At 69.3% G+C, this 18,612-nt stretch carries 17 protein-coding genes and 2 tRNA genes; 13 read left to right on the forward strand and 6 right to left on the reverse strand.

All coding sequences use genetic code 11. From position 1 onward, the window contains the following. The first annotated feature begins 19 nt into the window (after positions 1 to 19). The 8 genes from F6X53_RS04665 (at position 20) to F6X53_RS04700 (ending at position 8,184) form a co-directional block, all read left to right on the forward strand. Entirely contained in the window at positions 20 to 1,027 is a 1,008-nt protein-coding gene (locus tag F6X53_RS04665; protein ID WP_150997805.1) for a UDP-glucuronic acid decarboxylase family protein, read from the forward strand. Between the two features lie 68 nt (positions 1,028 to 1,095). Beyond that, entirely contained in the window at positions 1,096 to 2,208 is a 1,113-nt protein-coding gene (locus F6X53_RS04670; RefSeq protein ID WP_150997679.1) for an inositol-3-phosphate synthase, read from the forward strand. After that, positions 2,205 to 2,789 (forward strand): histidine phosphatase family protein, encoded by a 585-nt coding sequence (locus tag F6X53_RS04675; protein WP_150997681.1) that lies wholly within the window; start codon positions 2,205 to 2,207, stop codon positions 2,787 to 2,789. Before F6X53_RS04670 ends, F6X53_RS04675 begins: the two co-directional genes overlap by 4 nt. A gap of 7 nt (positions 2,790 to 2,796) precedes the next feature. After that, complete coding sequence (locus F6X53_RS04680) at positions 2,797 to 3,912, forward strand: CgeB family protein (protein ID WP_150997683.1); 1,116 nt, start codon at positions 2,797 to 2,799, stop codon at positions 3,910 to 3,912. 2 nt (positions 3,913 to 3,914) lie between these two features. Beyond that, a complete protein-coding gene (locus F6X53_RS04685; protein WP_150997685.1) occupies positions 3,915 to 4,712 on the forward strand; it encodes a nucleotidyltransferase family protein in 798 nt (265 codons plus the stop codon). Positions 4,713 to 4,729: 17 nt separating this feature from the next. After that, on the forward strand, positions 4,730 to 5,530 hold the full coding sequence (locus F6X53_RS04690) for a TIGR04290 family methyltransferase (RefSeq protein WP_150997688.1): 801 nt from the start codon (positions 4,730 to 4,732) through the stop codon (positions 5,528 to 5,530). Beyond that, positions 5,527 to 6,432 (forward strand): glycoside hydrolase 5 family protein, encoded by a 906-nt coding sequence (locus F6X53_RS04695; RefSeq protein WP_150997690.1) that lies wholly within the window; start codon positions 5,527 to 5,529, stop codon positions 6,430 to 6,432. The genes F6X53_RS04690 and F6X53_RS04695 overlap by 4 nt, the downstream gene beginning before the upstream one ends. Positions 6,433 to 6,441: 9 nt before the next feature. Further along, positions 6,442 to 8,184 carry a hypothetical protein gene (locus F6X53_RS04700; protein WP_150997692.1) on the forward strand — a complete coding sequence of 581 codons (1,743 nt, stop codon included), beginning with the start codon at positions 6,442 to 6,444 and terminating at the stop codon, positions 8,182 to 8,184. A gap of 76 nt (positions 8,185 to 8,260) precedes the next feature. Here the strand turns inward: F6X53_RS04700 and F6X53_RS04705 are convergent, their stop codons facing one another. From F6X53_RS04705 to F6X53_RS33840, 4 genes are all read right to left on the reverse strand, one after another. After that, the gene (locus tag F6X53_RS04705; RefSeq protein WP_150997693.1) at positions 8,261 to 11,434 is read right to left on the reverse strand and encodes an efflux RND transporter permease subunit; all 3,174 of its coding nucleotides are present in this window, start codon (positions 11,432 to 11,434) and stop codon (positions 8,261 to 8,263) included. Continuing rightward, positions 11,431 to 12,912 (reverse strand): efflux RND transporter periplasmic adaptor subunit, encoded by a 1,482-nt coding sequence (locus F6X53_RS04710; RefSeq protein ID WP_150997695.1) that lies wholly within the window; start codon positions 12,910 to 12,912, stop codon positions 11,431 to 11,433. Before F6X53_RS04710 ends, F6X53_RS04705 begins: the two co-directional genes overlap by 4 nt. Further along, on the reverse strand, positions 12,909 to 13,304 hold the full coding sequence (locus tag F6X53_RS04715) for a FixH family protein (protein ID WP_150997697.1): 396 nt from the start codon (positions 13,302 to 13,304) through the stop codon (positions 12,909 to 12,911). The genes F6X53_RS04710 and F6X53_RS04715 overlap by 4 nt, the downstream gene beginning before the upstream one ends. A gap of 81 nt (positions 13,305 to 13,385) precedes the next feature. Beyond that, positions 13,386 to 13,568 carry a hypothetical protein gene (locus F6X53_RS33840; RefSeq protein WP_306426577.1) on the reverse strand — a complete coding sequence of 61 codons (183 nt, stop codon included), beginning with the start codon at positions 13,566 to 13,568 and terminating at the stop codon, positions 13,386 to 13,388. Positions 13,569 to 13,844: 276 nt separating this feature from the next. On the opposite strand from F6X53_RS33840, the gene F6X53_RS04725 reads away from it, so the two are divergent. Further along, a complete protein-coding gene (locus tag F6X53_RS04725; protein WP_150997701.1) occupies positions 13,845 to 14,096 on the forward strand; it encodes a hypothetical protein in 252 nt (83 codons plus the stop codon). Between the two features lie 97 nt (positions 14,097 to 14,193). Here the strand turns inward: F6X53_RS04725 and F6X53_RS04730 are convergent. Then, positions 14,194 to 14,270 (reverse strand) — tRNA-Arg (locus F6X53_RS04730). Between the two features lie 190 nt (positions 14,271 to 14,460). On the opposite strand from F6X53_RS04730, the gene selA reads away from it, so the two are divergent. The 4 genes from selA to F6X53_RS04750 all read left to right on the forward strand — a co-directional run bounded on the left by selA (position 14,461) and on the right by F6X53_RS04750 (position 17,567). Then, positions 14,461 to 15,918: an L-seryl-tRNA(Sec) selenium transferase gene (gene selA, locus F6X53_RS04735; protein WP_150997703.1), complete on the forward strand. Its 1,458-nt coding sequence runs from the start codon at positions 14,461 to 14,463 to the stop codon at positions 15,916 to 15,918. 146 nt (positions 15,919 to 16,064) lie between these two features. Continuing rightward, complete coding sequence (locus tag F6X53_RS04740; RefSeq protein WP_150997705.1) at positions 16,065 to 16,532, forward strand: MarR family winged helix-turn-helix transcriptional regulator; 468 nt, start codon at positions 16,065 to 16,067, stop codon at positions 16,530 to 16,532. Positions 16,533 to 16,880: 348 nt separating this feature from the next. Continuing rightward, positions 16,881 to 17,339, forward strand: coding sequence for an NUDIX hydrolase (locus F6X53_RS04745; RefSeq protein WP_150997708.1), 459 nt, complete (start codon positions 16,881 to 16,883; stop codon positions 17,337 to 17,339). Positions 17,340 to 17,492: 153 nt separating this feature from the next. Next, positions 17,493 to 17,567, forward strand: a tRNA-Thr gene (locus F6X53_RS04750). 497 nt (positions 17,568 to 18,064) lie between these two features. Here F6X53_RS04750 and F6X53_RS04755 read toward each other — a convergent pair. After that, positions 18,065 to 18,610 (reverse strand): hypothetical protein, encoded by a 546-nt coding sequence (locus F6X53_RS04755; protein ID WP_150997710.1) that lies wholly within the window; start codon positions 18,608 to 18,610, stop codon positions 18,065 to 18,067. Positions 18,611 to 18,612 lie beyond the last annotated feature (2 nt).

Genomic DNA, 18,612 nt, shown 5'->3' on the forward strand with positions numbered 1-18,612 from the left:
GGAAAAGGAAGGTGTCGTGATGGGCGAGAGAGGCCTGAACATTCTTGTTGCCGGTGGTGCAGGGTTCATCGGATCGCACCTCATCGACGCTTTGCTTGCCGATGGCGCGCGAGTGACCTGCCTCGACAATCTTATGACCGGGCGCCAAGCCAATCTCGACCATCTCCGGCGCGTGTCCCATTTCACATTCCTGGAGGCTGACCTCGTCGATCCGCTGCCGCGGCTGCCGCGGTTCGACCGGATCTTCAATCTCGCCTGCGCCGCCTCGCCGCCGCACTACCAGGCCAACCCGGTCCACACGATGATGACGAGCGTGCTCGGCACCAACAGGCTGCTGGAACGCGCCCGCGCGGACGGCGCCCGCTTCCTCCAGGCCTCGACCAGCGAGGTCTACGGCGATCCCGACGTGCACCCGCAGCAGGAATCCTACTGGGGCAACGTCAATCCGACCGGGCCGCGGGCCTGCTACGACGAGGGCAAGCGGGCTGCCGAATCCCTGGTCTTCGACTTCGAGCGCGGCCACGGCACGGACGTGCGGGTCGCGCGCATCTTCAACACCTACGGTCCGCGCATGCGAGCCGACGATGGGCGCGTCGTCTCGAACGTGATCTGTCAGGCGCTGGCGGGCGCCGACATCACGATCTACGGCGACGGGCGCCAGACGCGCTCCTTCTGCTACGTCAGCGACCTCGTGGCCGGGCTGATGCGCCTGATGGCGCGCGACACCTTGCCGGGCGGTCCGGTCAATCTCGGAAATCCGAGCGAGTTGACGATCGCAGACCTCGTGACGCGCGTCATCCACCTCACCGGAACCACCTCGCGCGTGGTCAAGCGGCCCCTTCCGGTCGACGATCCGCGCCGGCGCAAGCCCGACATCACCCGGGCGCGTGATCTGCTCGGCTGGTCGCCGGCCGTGGCGCTCGGGGAGGGGCTCGAGGCGACAATCGCGTGGTTCGCGAACGAGGTCGTGCCGGACGGCGCGATCCGGATGGAGCGGCTGCAGGATGACGTCCTTGCGGCGGAATGACAGCGACGCCGCAGTCGCGCGGACGCGTCGCGCGGTCCGTGGTTTTCAGCGCGCATGAGGAGGCCGTGATGGGTGGCCCGAAGGTTCGCGTCGGCCTCGTCGGCGTCGGCAACTGCGCCTCGTCCTTCGTGCAGGGCCTGCGCTACTATCGCGAGGCCGCCACCGAGGCGGCCGTGCCCGGGCTGATGAATGTCGAGCTCGGCGGCTATCACGTCGCCGACATCGAGGTCGTCTCGGCCTTCGACATCAATGCCGGGAAAGTCGGGCGCGACCTCGCGGAGGCGATCCTCGCCGCGCCGAACAACACCCAGCGTTTCGCCGACGTGCCGCCGAGCGGGATCGTGGTGCGGCGCGGGCCGACGCTCGACGGGCTCGGGACCTATCTGCGGGCCGACGTTCCGGAATCGGAGGAGCCCGCGGTCGATGTCGCGGCGGAGCTCGAACGGAGCCGCACCGACGTCCTGGTCTGCTACCTGCCGGTCGGCTCCCAGCGCGCCGCCGAGTACTACGCCGAGTGCGCGCTTCGGGCCGGCTGTGCCTTCGTGAATTGCATCCCGGTCTTCATCGCGTCCGATCCGGCCTGGCGGGCGCGGTTCTCGGAACGCGGGCTGCCGCTGATCGGCGACGACATCAAGAGCCAGGTTGGCGCCACCATCGTGCACCGGATGCTCGCCAACCTGCTGCGCGAGCGCGGCGTGCGCCTCGATCGGACCTATCAGCTCAATTTCGGCGGCAATGCCGATTTCAAGAACATGCTGGAACGGGAGCGCCTCGAATCGAAGAAGCTCTCGAAGACGCGTGCCGTCACGAGCCAGCTCGACGTGCCCCTCGCGGCGGGCGACATCCATGTCGGACCGAGCGACCACGTTCCGTGGCTCACCGACCGCAAATGGGCGCATATCCGGCTCGAGGGCACGGCCTTCGGCGGCGTGCCGCTCACCATCGAGCTGAAGCTGGAGGTCTGGGATTCGCCGAACTCGGCCGGAATCGTGATCGATGCCGTGCGGTGCGCCAAGCTCGCCCGGGACCGCGGCACCGGCGGCGCCCTGATCGGACCGTCGAGCTACTTCATGAAGGCGCCGCCCCGGCAGTTCACCGACAACGAGGCCCGGGAGCGCACGCTCCGCTTCGTCGCCGGATTGCCCGATCCGGAAACGCCCGGATCGGCGGAGCGGCCATGAGCCGGATCTACCTCGTGCGCCACGCCTCGCATGACCGCGTGCGCACGATCCTCTGCGGGCGCATGCCCGGGATCGTGCTCGGGGCGGCGGGCCTCAAGGAGGCGGCGGCCTTGGCCGAGCGCCTTCGCGACTCGGGCGCCACCCTGGTCCTCTCGAGTCCGCGGGAGCGGGCTCTGGCGACCGCCGACGCGATCGCCGGCGCCCTCGGGCAGGCCATCGCGGTCGCGCAAGAACTCGACGAGATCGCGTTCGGAGACTGGACGGGGCGGAGCTTCGCGGAACTCGCGGACGACCCGCTCTGGCGGTTCTGGAACACGTCCCGTGCGATCGCGCGCGCACCGGGCGGCGAGAGCATGGCGGAGGCCCAGGGGCGCGTCCTCGGGCTCCTGGAACGGCTTAAGGGGACCTGCGTACTCGTGAGCCATTGCGACGTGATCCGGGCGGTCCTGCTGAAGGTTCTCGGCCTCTCCCTCGATGCCTATGACCGGCTCGCGGTCGATCCCGGATCGCTGAGCCTCATCGAGTACTGGCCGGGGGGCGGACGCCTCCTCGGCCTCAACGAACGGCCGGCCACGGCATGAGGCCACGATGAAGCTGATCGTCTTCGGGCTCACCGTCAGCTCGGCCTGGGGCAACGGGCACGCCACACTCTGGCGGGGCCTGTGCCGCGCGATGGCGCAGCGCGGGCACGAGGTCGTCTTCTTCGAGCGCGATCTCCCGTATTACCGGCCGCATCGCGACCTCACCGACCTGCCCGGCGGGCGCCTCGTCCTGTTCGAGGCATGGAGCGACGTCCGGGCCCTCGCGGCCCGCGAAGTGGCCGGGGCGGACGTCGCGATGGTGACCTCCTATTGCCCGGATGCGCTGGCGGCTACGGACCTCGTGCTGGCGGCCTCCAGGGCGCGGCGGGTCTTCTACGATCTCGACACGCCGGTGACCCTCGCGCGCCTGCGCCGCGGCGAAGCGGTCGACTATATCGGCCCGGGCGGCCTCGGCGGCTTCGATCTCGTGCTGAGCTATACCGGCGGCAGCGCCCTGACGGCCCTGCGCGAGGAACTCGGCGCGCAGCGGGTGGCCCCGCTCTACGGGCATGTCGACCCGGCCGTCCATCGCCCCACGACGCCGCGCGAGCGCTACCGGGCCGACCTGTCCTATCTCGGGACCTATGCGGCCGACCGGCAGGCCGGCGTCGCCGACCTGTTCATCGAGCCGGCCCGGCGCCGTCCAGACCAGCGCTTTCTCATCGGTGGCGCACAATATCCGTCGGACTTCCCGTGGACCCGGAACATCCATTTCGTGCAGCACGTCATGCCCGAGGAGCACCCGGCCTTCTTCTCCTCGTCGCGGCTGACGCTCAACGTCACGCGGGGCGCCATGGCCGAGCTGGGTTGGTGCCCATCCGGCCGCATGTTCGAGGCGACGGCCTGCGGCACCGCACTCCTGAGCGACGATTGGGAGGGGCTCGATCACTTCTACCGGCCTGGCGAGGAGATCCTGATCGCGCGCGACGCCGAGGATGTCTGCGCCGTCATGGACCTCAGCGATACCGAGATCCGCCGTGTCGCCGAGGCGGGCCGCGCGCGCACCCTCACTGACCACAGCGCGGCCCGTCGTCTCGACGCGCTCGAGCGGATCCTCGCCGAGGCACCGATGCGCGCGCCGAACCTCGGCGCGCTCCAGCCCGAATTCAGCGAAGGGGCCTGACCATGTGGGGAATCGTGCCCGCCGCCGGGCGTGGCAGCCGCATCCAGCCCCTCGCCTTCTCGAAGGAGCTGCTGCCGGTGGGAAGCCGCCTTCGCGACGGTTTCGCCTGCCCCTGCGCCGTGAGCGAGTACCTGGTGGAGCGCATGTTGCGGGCGGGAGCGACGCGGATCTGCTTCGTCATCTCACCGGGCAAGTCCGACATCGTCGAGTATTACGGGGCCGGATACGGCAGCGTTCCGATCGCCTATGTGGTCCAGCCGCACGCGGTCGGGCTGTGCGACGCGGTGTTCCGCGCCCTCCCCCTCATCGCGCCCGATGAGCCCGTGATCGTCGGGCTCCCCGATACGGTCTGGTTTCCGGAAGAGGCCCTGAGGGCCTTGCCCGACGATGCCCTCTCGTTCCTGCTCTTCCCCGTGGACCAGCCCGAGCGCTTCGACGCCGTCATCCTCGATGCCGAGAACCGGGTCGTCGAGATCCAGGTGAAGCGCGCCGGCGCGAACGCGCGATGGATCTGGGGCGCCTTCAAGATGCCCGGCCGGATGCTGGGCGAGCTGCACGCGGTCTGGCAGGCACGCCACTGCGCCGACGAGTATATCGGCACGCTGATGAATGCCTATCTGGCCGAGGGCGGGCACGCGATCGGGGTCAAGGCGGGACGGTCCTACGTCGATGTCGGCACCCTCGACGGCTATCGATCCGCCATCGCGCTCCTCGGCGAGGCCGAGGGGAACGGGACCACGGGACGCCTCTCCCTCGGCGAACCCGGATTCCGCGCCTGCGCGGCCTCCCTTTCCCGATGACCGGAGACCATCAGACGATGAGGCTGGCCGAGGAGAGCGCCGCGTTGCGCCGGGAGATCGACGCGCTCGGGGCGTGGTTCCACAACATCGACCTCGACGGTGTGCCGACGGCGCCGGATCACTTCCTCGGGGATTACCCGCGGGTGAAGTGGACGCGCTTTTCCGACGCGATCCCGGCCGATCTCACCGGCAAGAGCGTCCTCGACATCGGCTGCAACGGCGGCTTCTACGCGATCGAGATGAAGCGGCGCGGCGCCGAGCGGGTCCTGGCGGTGGATTCCGACGAGCGCTATCTCGCGCAAGCCCGCTTCGCCGCCGCGCGGACGGGCCAGGACATCGAGTTCCGCAACCTCTCCGTCTACGATGTCGGGACGCTCGGCGAACGCTTCGACGTCGTGCTGTTCCTGGGCGTGCTCTACCACCTGCGCCATCCGCTTCTGGCCCTCGATCTGATCCGCGAGCACGCAGCGCGCGACCTCTTCGTGTTCCAGTCGATGCAACGCGGCGCGCAGGACGTCGCCCCGGTCGCCGAGGATTACGACTTCTGGAAGGTCGACCACTTCGCGGATCCCGGGTACCCGAAATTGCACTTCATCGAGCACCGCTACGCGAATGACTGGACCAATTGGTGGATCCCCAACCGGGCTTGCACCGAGGCGATGCTGCGCGCGAGCGGCTTCGCCCTCGTCTCCCACCCGGAGGAGGAGGTCTATGTCTGCCGCTGCGCCCCCCTCCCCCCCGGTGCCGGCGCCATCCATCCGGCGCGGGCGGACGCCCTGCGGAGAGACACCCCGTCAGCCGAGGACCATGGTCTGTGATCGAAGCGGTGATGCTCTGGAACGAGCCCAACAACAAATCGCACTGGGATCCTGAGATCGATCCGGACTGGCTGCGCTTCGGCGCCATGGCGAGGGCGGCGGGCGAGGCGATCCATGCGGTCAATCCGGGCTTGACGCGGGTTCTCGGCGGCATCTCGCCGATCGATCCGTTCTTCATCCGCCGCATGGAGAGCCAGGGCGTGCTCGGCGCGGTCGACGCGGTCGCGGTGCACGGCTTCCCCCTCGACTGGAACCTCTGGCAGATCGACGAATGGCCGGGGAAGATCGCGGAGATCCGCGCGGTCACAGGCCTGCCGATCTGGGTCTCGGAGGTCGGCATCTCGACCTTTGGGGCGGACGAGGTGCAACTCTGGGGACTCGCGCGCACGGCCGAGCTCCTGATCGGGCGCGCTCCGCGCATCCACTGGTACAGTCTCTACGACCTGCCGCGCGAGTGGGAGGCCACCACGCGCCACCGCGAGGCGGAGGGCTCGTCCTATTACCGGCATTTCCACATGGGCCTGCTTCGCCAGGACGGCACGCCGAAATGCGCGCTCGAGGAATTCGCCAAGCACACCCCGGCCCTCGGGCTCTGTCAGTGGTTCCACTTCGAGGATCATCGCCTCGATAAGGCCGTGGCCTGGATGAAGCGCCTCGGAGTCACCTACCTGCGCACCGGCCTGTCCTGGGCCGACAGCTTCCGGCCGAACGCCCTCGACTGGTTCGACCGGCAGATGGAGGCGTTGCGCGATTTCGACGTCACCGTGACGTTCTGCTTCACGCCCGAGCACCGGGGCATCGCTCCGCATCACAGCAGCGCGCCGCAGGTTCCGGAGGAATACGCCGCGTTCTGCGCCGACATGGTCCGCCGCTACGCGCCCGCGCGAGGCATTCTTCGCTGAGCGTCCGCCATGCTCGTCTACGGCAAGGCTCATTGGACGGGCGATCCGCGCCACAAGCTCGCGGCCCTCGCTGAACTCCTTCGGGAGATGGCGGATGAGAGGCCCGGAATCGGCCGCCACGGTGCGCTCGTCGCGGCCCTGATCGAGGCCGGAGAGCTCGTGCAGGGAATCGCCGATGCGGATTTTCGCGATCGCGGTCCCGATGCCCTCTCCCCCTCGCAGGCCAGCGCGAACCATCTCCTCCTGGCGCTCGCCCGTTCGGTCTGGAAATCCTGGCGGACGGGGTTCGCGGCGGCCCCCGGGGCGTTTGACCTGAACGGACTAGCCGCGACGGCGCTGCCGGATTCGATCACCACGCGCTGGGCCGAGGGCTTCGCCTTCTACGCGCTCTACCCGGAGAGCTACGCGATCGCGGCGGCGCGCGCCGCCTTGGGCGCAACGACGCGCGTCATCGGTATCCGCAGCATCGGCGCGCCCCTCGGCGCGATGGTGGCGGCCGGGCTGGGATCGCGGGACCTGCGGACGATACGTCCTGTCGGCCACCCGTTCCGCCGCGAGTTGCCCCGTGCAGACAGGAGCGGCGCGGGGCTGATCACGGGGGATCCAGCCGCGTTCGCGATCGTCGATGAGGGACCGGGCCTGTCCGGAAGCTCCTTCGGAGCGGTGATCGACCTGCTCTGCGAATGCGGCGTCGCGCAGGATCGCATCAGCCTGTTCCCGAGCCATCCTGGCGCGCCGGGCCCTCAGGCGGATGCGCGGCATCGCGCGCGCTGGCCGCGCATGAGGCGCCACGTCGTGTCCTTCGAGGAGGTGGGGCTGGCCGATCACGGAGTCGCGGCCTGGGTCGCCGATCTCGTCGGCCCGGCCGAGGCCCCCCTGGAGGAGATCTCGGGCGGGCGATGGCGGGTGCTCCAGGGCCGAGACGCGGATGCGTGGCCGCCCGTCAACGCGCAGCAGGAAAAGCGCAAGTTCCTGCTCAGGGCCAGTGGCGGCACCTGGCTCCTCAAGTTCGTCGGCCTCGGGCGGGCCGGCCGCGCGAAGCTCGACCGGGCCCGGGCGCTGCACGCCGCCGGATTCACGCCCCCGGTCGCGGGCTATCGGCATGGCTTCCTCGTCGAGCGCTGGCTCGACGAGGCCCGGCCCCTCGACCTCTGCCGCGTGTCGCCGGATGATCTCACGGATCAGGTTGGGCGCTATCTCGGCTTTCGGGCGCGGTGCTTCGCGAGCGGGCCCGATCGCGGCGCGGGTCTCGCCGATCTTCTCGCGATGGCCCGCCACAACGTCGAGGCGTTCAAGGGCGCGGACTGGGCGAGGTGCCTCGACCGCTGGCCGTCCGATCGGCTCTCAGCCCTCGAACGGAAGGCCCATCCGGTGGAGATCGACGGCCGGATGCAGGCCTGGGAATTCCTGGTCCAGCCCGGCGGACACCTTCTCAAATGCGATGCCCTCGACCATCATGCGGCTCACGATCTCGTCGGCTGCCAGGACATCGCCTGGGATGTCGCCGGCGCCGGCGTGGAACTGGCGCTCTCCGAGGCCGCGCAGGCCCGCCTCGCGGGGATCGTCGGGCGCGAGGCGGGGCGCCCGGTCGATCCCGAACTTCTCGCATTCCTGACGCCCTGCTACCTCGCGTTCCAGCTCGGGGCCGCCAGCCTGGCGGCGGATGCCGCGCACGATCCCGCGGAGGCCCTGCGCCTCGGGCGCGCGCGTGCGCGCTACGCGGAGCAGCTCGAGCGCCTGCTCCGGCCCTGATGCGGGCTGCCGGACAAGTCCGCGCCTCGACGTCCGGCGGCACATCCTGAAACGCACGCGCTGCTGCGGCCTCCCTCTACTCTGCGGCGGCGCGTGTTCCAGGCTCGTCCTGCCAGGAGGCCGGGATCTGGATGTGCTCCGCCGGCAAGCCCCGGCCCTTCACGAGTCCGTAGATCGCCGGGATGACGACCAGCGTCAGGATCGTCGAGGACACCATGCCGCCGATCATCGGCACGGCGATCCGCTGCATGACCTCGGAGCCGGAGCCGGTGCTCCACAGGATCGGGACGAGGCCGGCCATGATGGCGACCACGGTCATCATCTTCGGACGCACCCGCTCGACGGCGCCGACCATGATCGCCGCGCGCAGGTCCTCGCGTGTGAGCGGCCGGCCCTCCCGCGCCCGGCGGGACCGGATCTCGTCGAGTGCATGGTCGAGATAGACCAGCATCACCACGCCGGTCTCGGCCGCGACGCCAGCCAGCGCGATGAAGCCGACCGCCACCGCGACCGACAGGTTGAATCCCATCCACCACATCAGCCAGACGCCGCCCACCAGCGCGAAGGGCAGCGACAGCATGACGATCAGCGTCTCGGTGAGCCGGCGGAAGTTCAGGTACAGAAGCAAGAACACGATCAGCAGCGTCAGCGGCACCACGATCCGCAAGCGGGCTTCGGCGCGCTCGAGGGACTCGTACTGACCACTCCACTGCAGGATCGTGCCTTGCGGGAGGCGCACCTCGTTCGCCACGGCGGCCCGGGCCTCGGCCACATAGCCGCCGAGATCGCGCCCAGCGATGTCGACGAAGAGGTACACGGCGAGCTGGCCGTTCTCGGTGCGGATCGATGTCGGCCCCCGGGTGAGCTGGACGTTGGCGACTTCACCCAACGGCACCGTCCCGCCCCCCTTGAGCGGCACCTGCACCTCGGAGGCGATCGCCTGAGGGTTCGAGCGGTAGGAGCGCGGGTAGCGCAGGTTGACCGTGTAGCGCTCACGGCCCTCGACCGTGTTCGTGACGCTCTCGCCGCCGAGCGCCATCGCGATGACGTCCTGCACGTCGCCGACCATCAGGCCGTAGCGCCCGAGCGCCTCCCGGTCCGGCGTGATGTCGAGGAAGTAGCCGCCGATCACCCGCTCCGCGTAGGCGCTCGAGGTGCCCGGTACAGTGCGGACCACGGCTTCGACCTTCCGGGCGACCTTCTCCATCGCGCCGAGATCGGTGCCGAGCACCTTGATACCGACCGGCGTGCGGATGCCGGTCGAGAGCATGTCGATGCGGGCGCGGATCGGCTGCGTCCAGGCATTCGAGACGCCCGGGAACTGCAGGGCCTGATCCATCTCGGCCTTCAGGCCAGCCAGCGTCAGGCCCGGCCGCCAAGCCGCCTTCGGCTTCAGATTGATGATGGTCTCGAACATCTCCATCGGCGCCGGATCGGTCGCGGTGTTGGCGCGACCCGCCTTGCCGTAGACCGAGGCGACCTCCGGGAACGCCTTGATGATGCGGTCCTGGGTGGCGAGGAGTTCCCCCGCCTTCGTCACCGAGAGGCCCGGCAAGGTGGTGGGCATGTACATCAGCGTGCCCTCGTCGAATTCCGGCATGAACTCGGATCCCAGCTGGCGGGCCGGCCAGGCCGTGGCACCGAGGACGAGCAGGGCGACCAGGACGGTGAGGACCCGAGCCCGGAGCACGCCTGCGATGACGGGCCGGTAGAGCCAGATCAGGAGGCGGTTCACCGGGTTGCGGTGCTCGGGCACGATCCGCCCGCGCACGAACAGCACCATCAGCGCCGGCACCAACGTCACGGAAAGTAGCGCAGCCGCCGCCATGGCGAAAGTCTTGGTGAAGGCCAACGGCCCGAACAGACGGCCCTCCTGGCCCTCCAGTGTGAAGATCGGCAGGAAGCTCACCGTGATGATGAGGAGCGAGAAGAACAGCGAGGGGCCGACCTCGGCCGCCGCGTCCACCAGGATCTCGCCTCGGGGCTTCTCCGGCGGAGCGCGCTCCAGATGCTTGTGCGCGTTCTCGACCATCACGATCGCCGCATCGATCATGGCGCCGACCGCGATGGCGATGCCGCCGAGCGACATGATGTTGGCGCCGATGCCGAGCGCTCTCATGCCGGCGAAGGCCATCAGGATGCCCACCGGCAGCATCAGGATCGCCACGAGCGCGCTGCGGATGTGGAGCAGGAAGACGAAGCAGACGAGGGAGACGACGATGCTCTCCTCGACCAGCGTGCTGCGCAGGGTCTCGATGGCAGCGTCGATGAGCTGCGAGCGGTCATAGACCGGCAGGATCTCGGTGCCGGCGGGCAGGCTCTTCGCGACCTCGGCGAGGCGGGTCTTGGCACTCTCGATGACATTCAGCCCATTGGCGCCGAAGCGCTGCAGGATGATGCCGCCGGCGACTTCGCCGTCGCCGTCCATCTCGGTGATGCCGCGGCGCTCGTCCGGCCCGAGCTCAACCCGGGCCACATCACGGATCCGCAAGGGTGTGCCGCCTTCGGTTTTCAGGACGATGTTCTCGATGTCGGCGACGCTCTTCACGTAGCCGCGGCCACGGACCATGAACTCGAATTCGGAGAGCTCGACCGTGCGGCCGCCGACATCCGCATTGCTCGCCCGGATCGCGTCTCGAAGCTTGTTCAGCGAGACGTCCTGGGCGCGCAGCCGGTTCGGATCGACGACGACGTTGTACTGCTTGACGAAGCCGCCGACGCTCGCGACCTCCGCCACGCCCTCGGCTCTCGAAGCCCCGAAGCGGACGACCCAGTCCTGCAGAGAGCGCAGCTCGGCGAGCGTGCGTTCCTTGGCGATCACGACGTATTGGTAGACCCACCCCACTCCGGTGGCGTCAGGGCCCAGTGTCGGCGTGACGCCGGAGGGCAACCGGCGGCCCGCGGTATTGAGGTATTCGAGCACCCGGCTGCGGGCCCAATATGGGTCGGTGCCGTCCTCGAAGATCACGTAGACGAACGAGACACCGAAGAAGGAGAAGCCCCGCACCACCTTGGACTTCGGCACCGTCAGCATGGCCGTGGTGAGAGGATAGGTGACCTGGTCCTCGACCACCTGCGGCGCCTGCCCCGGATATTCGGTATAGACGATGGTCTGCACGTCCGAGAGGTCCGGGATGGCATCGAGCGGCAGCGTGCGCAGGGCGTAGAGGCCGGCCGCGACCGCGAACACCGTCGCGATGAGGATCAGCACGAGGTTGCGGGCCGACCAGCCGATCAGACGGGCGATCATCGCGGCTTCTCCTCGGCCAGCGCCGACGTCTCGGCCGGCGATGCGGCCGTCGCCATGCCTTCCAGGGCCGCCTTCAGGTTGCTCTCGGCATCGATGAGGAAGTTGGCCGAGGTGACGACCCGGTCGCCCGCCGTGACGCCCTCGCTGATCTCCACGTACCCGCCGCCGCGGCGTCCGACCTTGACCGCGCGCGGCTCGAACCGGCCCTCGCCCCTGTCGCGCAGGACGACCTGTCTGGCGCCCGTGTCGAGGACGGCGTCCTCCGGCACCGTCACCACGGGCGTGTCGTTGCCCGTCGCGATCTCGACATCGGCGTACATCGCCGGGCGGAGCTCCCCGTTCGGGTTCGGCAACTCGATCCGCAGGCGGGCGGTCCGCGTGCCCATCGCCAGATGCGGGTAGATCCGCGCCACCGTTCCGGTGAAGACCCGGCCTGGGAAGCTCCTGGGCCGCACCGTCGCGCGCTGTCCTTCAGCGACGGCGGCGAGGTCGCGCTCGGTCACGTCGGCCAGGACCCAGACCCGGCTGTGGTCGACGATGCGGAACAGGACGTCGCCGGACTTCGCGCGCATCCCGTCCGAGATGTTCCGTTCGACGACGACGCCATCGCGTGGAGAGGACCATGTAAGGGTCGCCGGCACCTTGCGCGTGCGCTCGATCTCGTCGATCACCTCCGCCGGCATGCCGAGATTCTCGAGGCGCCGCCGGGCCCCCTCGTAGCCGATGCCGGTCAGGTATTGGGCTGCGGCCGCGTTGATCTCCGGCGAGAACAGCCGCAGCAGCGGCTGGCCCTTGTGGACGTGATCGCCCGTGGCGACGTTCTCGACCGTCTCGATAAAGGAATCCGTCCGCATCGCGATCACGGAGATCCGGCGCTCGTCCTCCTCGATCGAGCCCGGCGCCCGCACCGGCACCGACAGGGCGCGGCGCTCGGCCGCCTCCGACCGCACCCCCGTGCGCTGGATCTTGCCCGGCGAGACCGTCACGACGCCGGTATCCGAATCCTCACCCTCGTAGACAGGGAGGTAGTCCATCCCCATCGAGTCCTTCTTCGGGACCGGCGAGGTATCCGGCAGGCCCATCGGGTTGCGGTAGTAGCGCGTCCGTCGAGGGCTCGCGGGCGCACCGGCCGCGGCGTGCGGCGGCATCTCGGCCGGCCTCCCCGTCTCGGATGTATCGGCGTCGAAGCGCAGGTCCTCGTCGGCCTGGACGGCGCGGAAATCCCGGCCATCCGCGGTCTTCGTCGGCGTAGGCGCGTAGATCGGCTTGCCGTCCGGATCCTGATAGTAGGCGACCGGCCCCGTCGCTCCGGCGGGGGCCGCAGGAGCAGACCTGCGGGCCGGAAGCCAATCCGTGAATTCCAACCGCGCCCTCTCGACGAGCGCCGGGACGGGGCTGCCCGCGCGCCCCGCCCAATAGCCGGTGCCCCCCGCCGCGAGCGCGGCGAGGGTGCCGGCCAGCCAAGCTGACCGGCTCATGGGACGGCCTTGAGGACCAGCTTGTTCTCGACGGTGCCGGTCTCGCCCTGGACCTTGGCTCCGAGCGACAGGCGCCAGCCGCCGGCCATCGTGAGCGTCGTCCTGAACCGATAGAGACCAGGCTCCGTCGACGGCAGCTGCTCGATCCTGGAGACCATCTCCTCCATGCTGTCGGGCGCCATGTCGATGCGCTTGGCCATGATCACGGCGTTCGGCACCGGCTTGCCGCTGCGCTTGTCGACGAGGCGGACATCGAGGACGGCGTCGCCCTGCTTCACCTCGTTTTTCACGAGCCGGAATTCGTAATCCTTGATGTCGGCTCGGGCCGGCCCGATCAGGGCGAGGCCGAGCAGCGCCGCCGACAGGGCGTGCGCAAAAGCATTCTTCGTCACGGGCGGAATCTCCTGAACACGATGAGGACCGCGCGCCGAGGCACGCGGCATCGGCCGACGCTTACGCCGGCAGCATCGGGCTCAGGATCGAGGGGGTTCGGGTGGAGGGGCGCGGACGAGACTGTCGAAGGGCGCATTGCCACCCCAGAGCCTGTCCTCGACGCTCGCGACCCGCACGGGAAGGCCGATCCCGCTCGGCAGGCCCGAGACGAGCTTCGCGAGGCAGAGCGCCATCAGGGGACAGCCCTTCGAGCAGTCCGGCATCGTCGGAATCTCGTGTGGGCAGCAGGGCATGTCATCCATGGCCCCATCGGCCATGCGGGACATTGCCATCGGGTGGCTCTGCGCTGCCGTGGGCGCGTGCACGCCCGCCATGGCCGCTGGGGCAGCCACTGGCGCAAGGGCAAGACTGACGACCGCGAGGAGCGGGAGCAGCCGCCGGAGGGCGAGCCAGACGATCACGAGTCCAAGATCTCACATCGGGCCAGCCGCAGAAAGCCCTGGGCCCGGGCTGCGATAAGAATAGCGGATTGTTCAGCGATGCTCGTCTTCATACCGGCGGTGGCCGGCAAGGACCTGGACGATCCGGCATTCGATGATCTGGTCATCAACGCACATCCCGTACCTGCTGCTGACGTTTTCGCGCATGGCCTGTCGCGCCCCGACACGCCGGCGGAGCGCGACGAGGTGCGGGCGCGTGACCGGGTCGCCGTCAGCGCAGGTGCTGATTGGATGCGCGGTGAGCGCCTACAACTGACCAACGCCTCGGCCTTGCCAAGGACACCCTGTTGAGCAGCCAAAACGCGTCGCACCCCAGCCGCGATTGCCGATACGGTATGAAAATACCGCAATCGCGAAACAGGCCAAGTTATTATCAATGATTGTGAAATGGCGCGCCCGAAAGGATTCGAACCTCTGACCCCCAGATTCGTAGTCTGGTGCTCTATCCAGCTGAGCTACGGGCGCGCGGTGGATCGGGCGGCGTTGCTTGCCGCACCGGTCGGGAGCGGTGTCTAGAGGCTCCGCCTGCGCTTGGCAAGCCCTTCCGCGCCGATCGGGCGAATTCGCCCGCCGCGGTGGGGACGGGCCGGATCACAGGTCCGCATCGGCCCGCCGCACGCTGGATCGGAGGGGGCCGGCTGCTATGTCTTGGAGCATGAGCGAGGTTGTATCCCCGGGCGAAGGCGAGCGCGCGTTGCAGGACCCGCCCGACGACGATGGCGGGCCACCGGCCCGACGCCGTCCGCCCGCGGTCGAGCGCTTGCTCGGTCACGGGACGGCGTCATCCTGGGTCGTACAACATGGCCGGATCGCTCTCACGGGCGCCATCCGAGCCGTCCTCGACGAGATCCGGGCGGGCGCGGAGCCGGTTCCAGACGACGCCGAGATCGTCGCGCGCGCCGCGGCCCGCCTCGATGCGGCCGCGCGCCCCTCGTTGCGCCAGGTCTTCAACCTGACGGGCACGGTGCTCCACACCAATCTCGGTCGCGCGATCCTGCCGGAGGAGGCCGTCGTCGCGGTCGCAGCCGCGATGACGGGGGCGACGAACCTCGAATTCGATCTCGCCTCGGGTGAGCGGGGGGAACGCGACAGCCATGTCGAGGCCTTGATCTGTCGCCTGACCGGAGCCGAGGCGGCCCTCGTCGTCAACAACAATGCGGCCGCGGTGCTCCTTGTGCTCGACGCCTTGGCCCTGCGCCGCGAGGTGATCGTCTCGCGAGGGGAACTCGTCGAGATCGGCGGATCCTTCCGCGTGCCGGACGTGATGGCCCGGGCCGGATGCCGGCTGCGGGAGGTCGGCACCACGAACCGCACCCATCTCGCCGATTACGCCGACGCCATCGGCCCCCGCACCGGCCTCGTGATGAAGGTGCATCCGAGCAATTACGAGATCCGGGGATTCGCGTCGCAGCCGCCCGAGGCCGAGTTGCACCGGCTCTGCATCGCGCGCGGCGTCCCCCTCGCCAGCGATCTCGGCAGCGGCAGCCTCATCGACCTGGCCGCCTATGGTCTGCCGCCGGAGCCGACCGTGCGGCAGGCGCTGGCGTATTGCGATCTCGTGACCTTTAGCGGGGACAAGCTCCTCGGCGGTGTGCAATGCGGCCTCGTCGTGGGCCGGGCGGACCTCGTCGCGAAGGCTCGGCGCAACCCGCTCAAGCGGGCTCTGCGGGTCGACAAGATGACCTATGCCGCCCTGGAGGCTGTGCTGCGGCTCTACGAACATCCGGAGCAACTGCGCCGACGCTTGCCCACCCTGCGGCTCCTGACGCGGCCGCGCGACGAGATCGAGGCGCAGGCGCGGCGCCTGCTGCCCGAGGTGGCCCGACGCCTCCAGGGGCGCGCCGAGGTTGCGCTCAGTTCCTGCGCCAGCCAGATCGGGTCCGGGGCGCTCCCCATCGACACGCTGCCGAGCGCCTGCCTGACTTTGCGCCGACCGGCCAGCGACGGCACGCGCCGCGGTGGGGGCGCCTGGCTCAAGCGCCTCGGCGCGGACTTGCGCGCTTTGCCGGTCCCGATCATCGGCCGGGTCGCTCACGATGCCCTCCAACTCGACCTGCGTACGCTCGAAGACGAAGCCGGCTTCCTGGCGTCCCTCGACGCCCTCGCGTGCTAGGCCAAGGCGCATTATCGTGCGGGGTGCGCGGAAGAATTCTGCGTATACGCTGCGCTCCGGTTTCGCGTATCGTGCTATGCAGGAGGGGCCGGTCGGGCTCGCGCCGGACGCGTGCGGTCTCGGTGTGGCCGGATGGCATGGTGTACATGGTGAACGCGCTCAAGGAGAAGGCCGGGTCGCTCACGGACCCGCTGCTGCTCGACAACCAGCTCTGCTACGCTCTCTATGCGGCGGCGCACCGAATGACGAAGTCCTATCGTCCGATGCTGGAACGGATTGGACTGACCTACCCGCAATATCTCGTCCTGCTCGTGCTTTGGGAAACGGACGGTGTCACGGTGTCGGAGATCGGGCGGCGCCTGCGCCTCGATTCCGGCACGTTGACGCCGGTGCTGAAGCGTCTCGAGAGCGCGGGGCTTCTGGTGCGCAGCCGGCGGCAGAGCGACGAGCGCGAGGTGGAGATCGGCCTCACCCCGCGGGGGCAATCCCTCAAGGCCGAGGCCGCCGGCGTGCGCCAATCGGTCATGTGCCAGCTCAACCTGACGGAACCGGAAGTCCAGGCGATGCGGGCCGACCTCAACCATCTGATCGAGAACCTGTCCGCGAACGGCTGAGCCAGCCGGCGCAGAGACCGCAATGCCCTTCCCTGTCATGCGGCTGTCGGCGCGCTCCTGTAGGGTCTTGATCGGCCGCGTTCGTTTGCCGGATAAATTTCGGTTGAGGCGGCCCGGCCTTCCGCCTATTTGGGGAACGGGGACGGTCGCGGGCCGTTCCGTTCTCTCTCTTCCGCGAAACGTCATGGCCCGGATCGCGCTGGACCGTCATCCACCGCGTCGCTCCATCGGGATGGGTGGGGCCGGGCGGATCTCCGGATGGGATCAGGCGCCGCGTCAGGGTGCGGATGGGCCGGCCTGGAGCATCGCGCGCCTAACTCCTCGCAGCGAGGTCATCGTTTTCGGATCATGACGACACAACCCGGTGACAGCGAGCGCGAGCCGAGACGGCAAGTGGGCGCCCTGCCGTTCCGACGGGACGGGGACGGCAGCTACACCGTTCTCCTCGTCACCTCCCGCGAGAGCCGGCGCTGGGTGATACCGAAGGGCTGGCCCATGAAGGGGCGCAAACCCTACGAGGCCGCCGCCCGCGAGGCCTATGAGGAGGCCGGCGTCATCGGCCATGTCGGCAAGCGCCCCCTCGGCTTCTATCTCTACGATAAGCGCCTCAAGAACCGGGACTCGGTCCTGTGCCAGGTCAAGGTGTTCCCCCTCGAAGTGCGCAAGCAGCTCAAGCGCTGGCCCGAGCAGCACGAGCGCGAGAACCGCTGGTTCACCCCCTCCGAGGCCGCCGAGGCGGTCGCCGAGGCGGGCCTCGCGGGCATCATCCGAGCGGCCCTGAGGCGCGAAGCCGGCCTGCCCGACTGAGATTGCACCGAAGCGATGCTGCGCGCGGGTGTTGCCGTCGAACCATGCGGCGGAGGATCGACAGAACCGTGCATTCAGACGATTGCCAAGCCGATCCCGATCCGCTAATCCCCCACCCGGTCGGACGGAAGCGCTCAGCGCCCTCCGCCCCATGCTGCGGTAGCTCAGTGGTAGAGCACCTCATTGGTAATGAGGAGGTCGTGGGTTCGATCCCCCCTCGCAGCACCAGTTATTCCTGATCACGTTCCATCAGTCAGATGCGCGCCAGATCCGGCCGATCTCGCTGCGGGCCATTACGGCCGCAGAACGCGTTCGCAAGCCCGCTCGCGCCATCACAATGCAGATTCCTGCGAGGTGGATGCGGCGCCTGGGCCGCCCATCCCCGCCCCATGCTGTCAGCACCCGTGGCACGGACTGGATAGATCCGCCAGGCCCTGCCGGTGGTGCGGGGCGGGTGGGCCCCGGTCCGGATGCGGCGCAGGCTCCAGATCGCCTCCGAGAGGGCACGCCGGAGCCCGACGGCGGAAGCTCAGAGCAATCCGGCAGGCCGCTCACCACGGGTCGATACCGGCTAGGGGCTCGAACCGATCGACATGGTGCCTCATGCCGAAGCTTGCGCGCGCGCTTCTGTGCCCGAGCGGAAAACGAGCCCGCGCGGACACACTCGAGCGCGAAGGTCTGCCAGGAACTGAAAACGCTTCGGAGATCGCTTGTTCGGATCGATCCTAGCGCGCGGCCTGCAGATACTTCAGGTCGAGCGCCGTGAGCGCGAGGAGCGGCGCGGGAAGCGCCATGCCAGCGATGCGCATCTTCCGCGCCGTATCGCGGCAGGCGACGATATCATTGTTCCGCGCGGCGGCATCGGCCTGCTCGATCATTTCGGGCGAGGGTTTCGGCGCGCCCGCAGCCGTTGCGGCGGGCGGCGGGGCGGCGGGGGCTGCCTTCTGGGCCTCTCCCTGCGGCCCCGAGGCCCCCGGTCCGGATTGGGTGACGGGACCGCTGAGACCCGATTTCTGCTGGGTCTCCCCGGCTGCTGACGACGCCGTCGGCGCCGGCTGCCCCTGAGCGGGGGCCTGAACGGCGGTCGCCGTCTGGGGCGGCGGTGAACCGGCCGGCGCCGCCGGTGCCGGCGGGTGCACGAAGGCCACGAGCTCCTGGCAGATATTGGCGGGCTTGCCGGTCCGTGCGCCGCTCGGCGCGGGGTCGGTCTGGGCAGACGCCGCGATCGGGCTCAGGAAGACGGCCAGGGCCAAGCCTGCTTTTGCGATCATGA

The sequence above is a fragment of the Methylobacterium soli genome (assembly GCF_008806385.1).
Lineage (GTDB): Bacteria > Pseudomonadota > Alphaproteobacteria > Rhizobiales > Beijerinckiaceae > Methylobacterium > Methylobacterium soli.

Bases quoted from the DNA above. Each gene is read 5' to 3' on its own strand.
- F6X53_RS04665 (WP_150997805.1), top strand. From the start codon at position 20: ATGGGCGAGAGAGGCCTGAACATTCTTGTTGCCGGTGGTGCAGGGTTC.
- F6X53_RS04670 (WP_150997679.1), top strand. From the start codon at position 1,096: ATGGGTGGCCCGAAGGTTCGCGTCGGCCTCGTCGGCGTCGGCAACTGC.
- F6X53_RS04675 (WP_150997681.1), top strand. From the start codon at position 2,205: ATGAGCCGGATCTACCTCGTGCGCCACGCCTCGCATGACCGCGTGCGC.
- F6X53_RS04680 (WP_150997683.1), top strand. From the start codon at position 2,797: ATGAAGCTGATCGTCTTCGGGCTCACCGTCAGCTCGGCCTGGGGCAAC.
- F6X53_RS04685 (WP_150997685.1), top strand. From the start codon at position 3,915: ATGTGGGGAATCGTGCCCGCCGCCGGGCGTGGCAGCCGCATCCAGCCC.
- F6X53_RS04690 (WP_150997688.1), top strand. From the start codon at position 4,730: ATGAGGCTGGCCGAGGAGAGCGCCGCGTTGCGCCGGGAGATCGACGCG.
- F6X53_RS04700 (WP_150997692.1), top strand. From the start codon at position 6,442: ATGCTCGTCTACGGCAAGGCTCATTGGACGGGCGATCCGCGCCACAAG.
- F6X53_RS04705 (WP_150997693.1), bottom strand. From the start codon at position 11,434: ATGATCGCCCGTCTGATCGGCTGGTCGGCCCGCAACCTCGTGCTGATC.
- F6X53_RS04710 (WP_150997695.1), bottom strand. From the start codon at position 12,912: ATGAGCCGGTCAGCTTGGCTGGCCGGCACCCTCGCCGCGCTCGCGGCG.
- F6X53_RS33840 (WP_306426577.1), bottom strand. From the start codon at position 13,568: ATGCCGGACTGCTCGAAGGGCTGTCCCCTGATGGCGCTCTGCCTCGCG.
- F6X53_RS04725 (WP_150997701.1), top strand. From the start codon at position 13,845: ATGCTCGTCTTCATACCGGCGGTGGCCGGCAAGGACCTGGACGATCCG.
- selA (WP_150997703.1), top strand. From the start codon at position 14,461: ATGAGCGAGGTTGTATCCCCGGGCGAAGGCGAGCGCGCGTTGCAGGAC.
- F6X53_RS04740 (WP_150997705.1), top strand. From the start codon at position 16,065: ATGGTGAACGCGCTCAAGGAGAAGGCCGGGTCGCTCACGGACCCGCTG.
- F6X53_RS04745 (WP_150997708.1), top strand. From the start codon at position 16,881: ATGACGACACAACCCGGTGACAGCGAGCGCGAGCCGAGACGGCAAGTG.
- F6X53_RS04755 (WP_150997710.1), bottom strand. From the start codon at position 18,610: ATGATCGCAAAAGCAGGCTTGGCCCTGGCCGTCTTCCTGAGCCCGATC.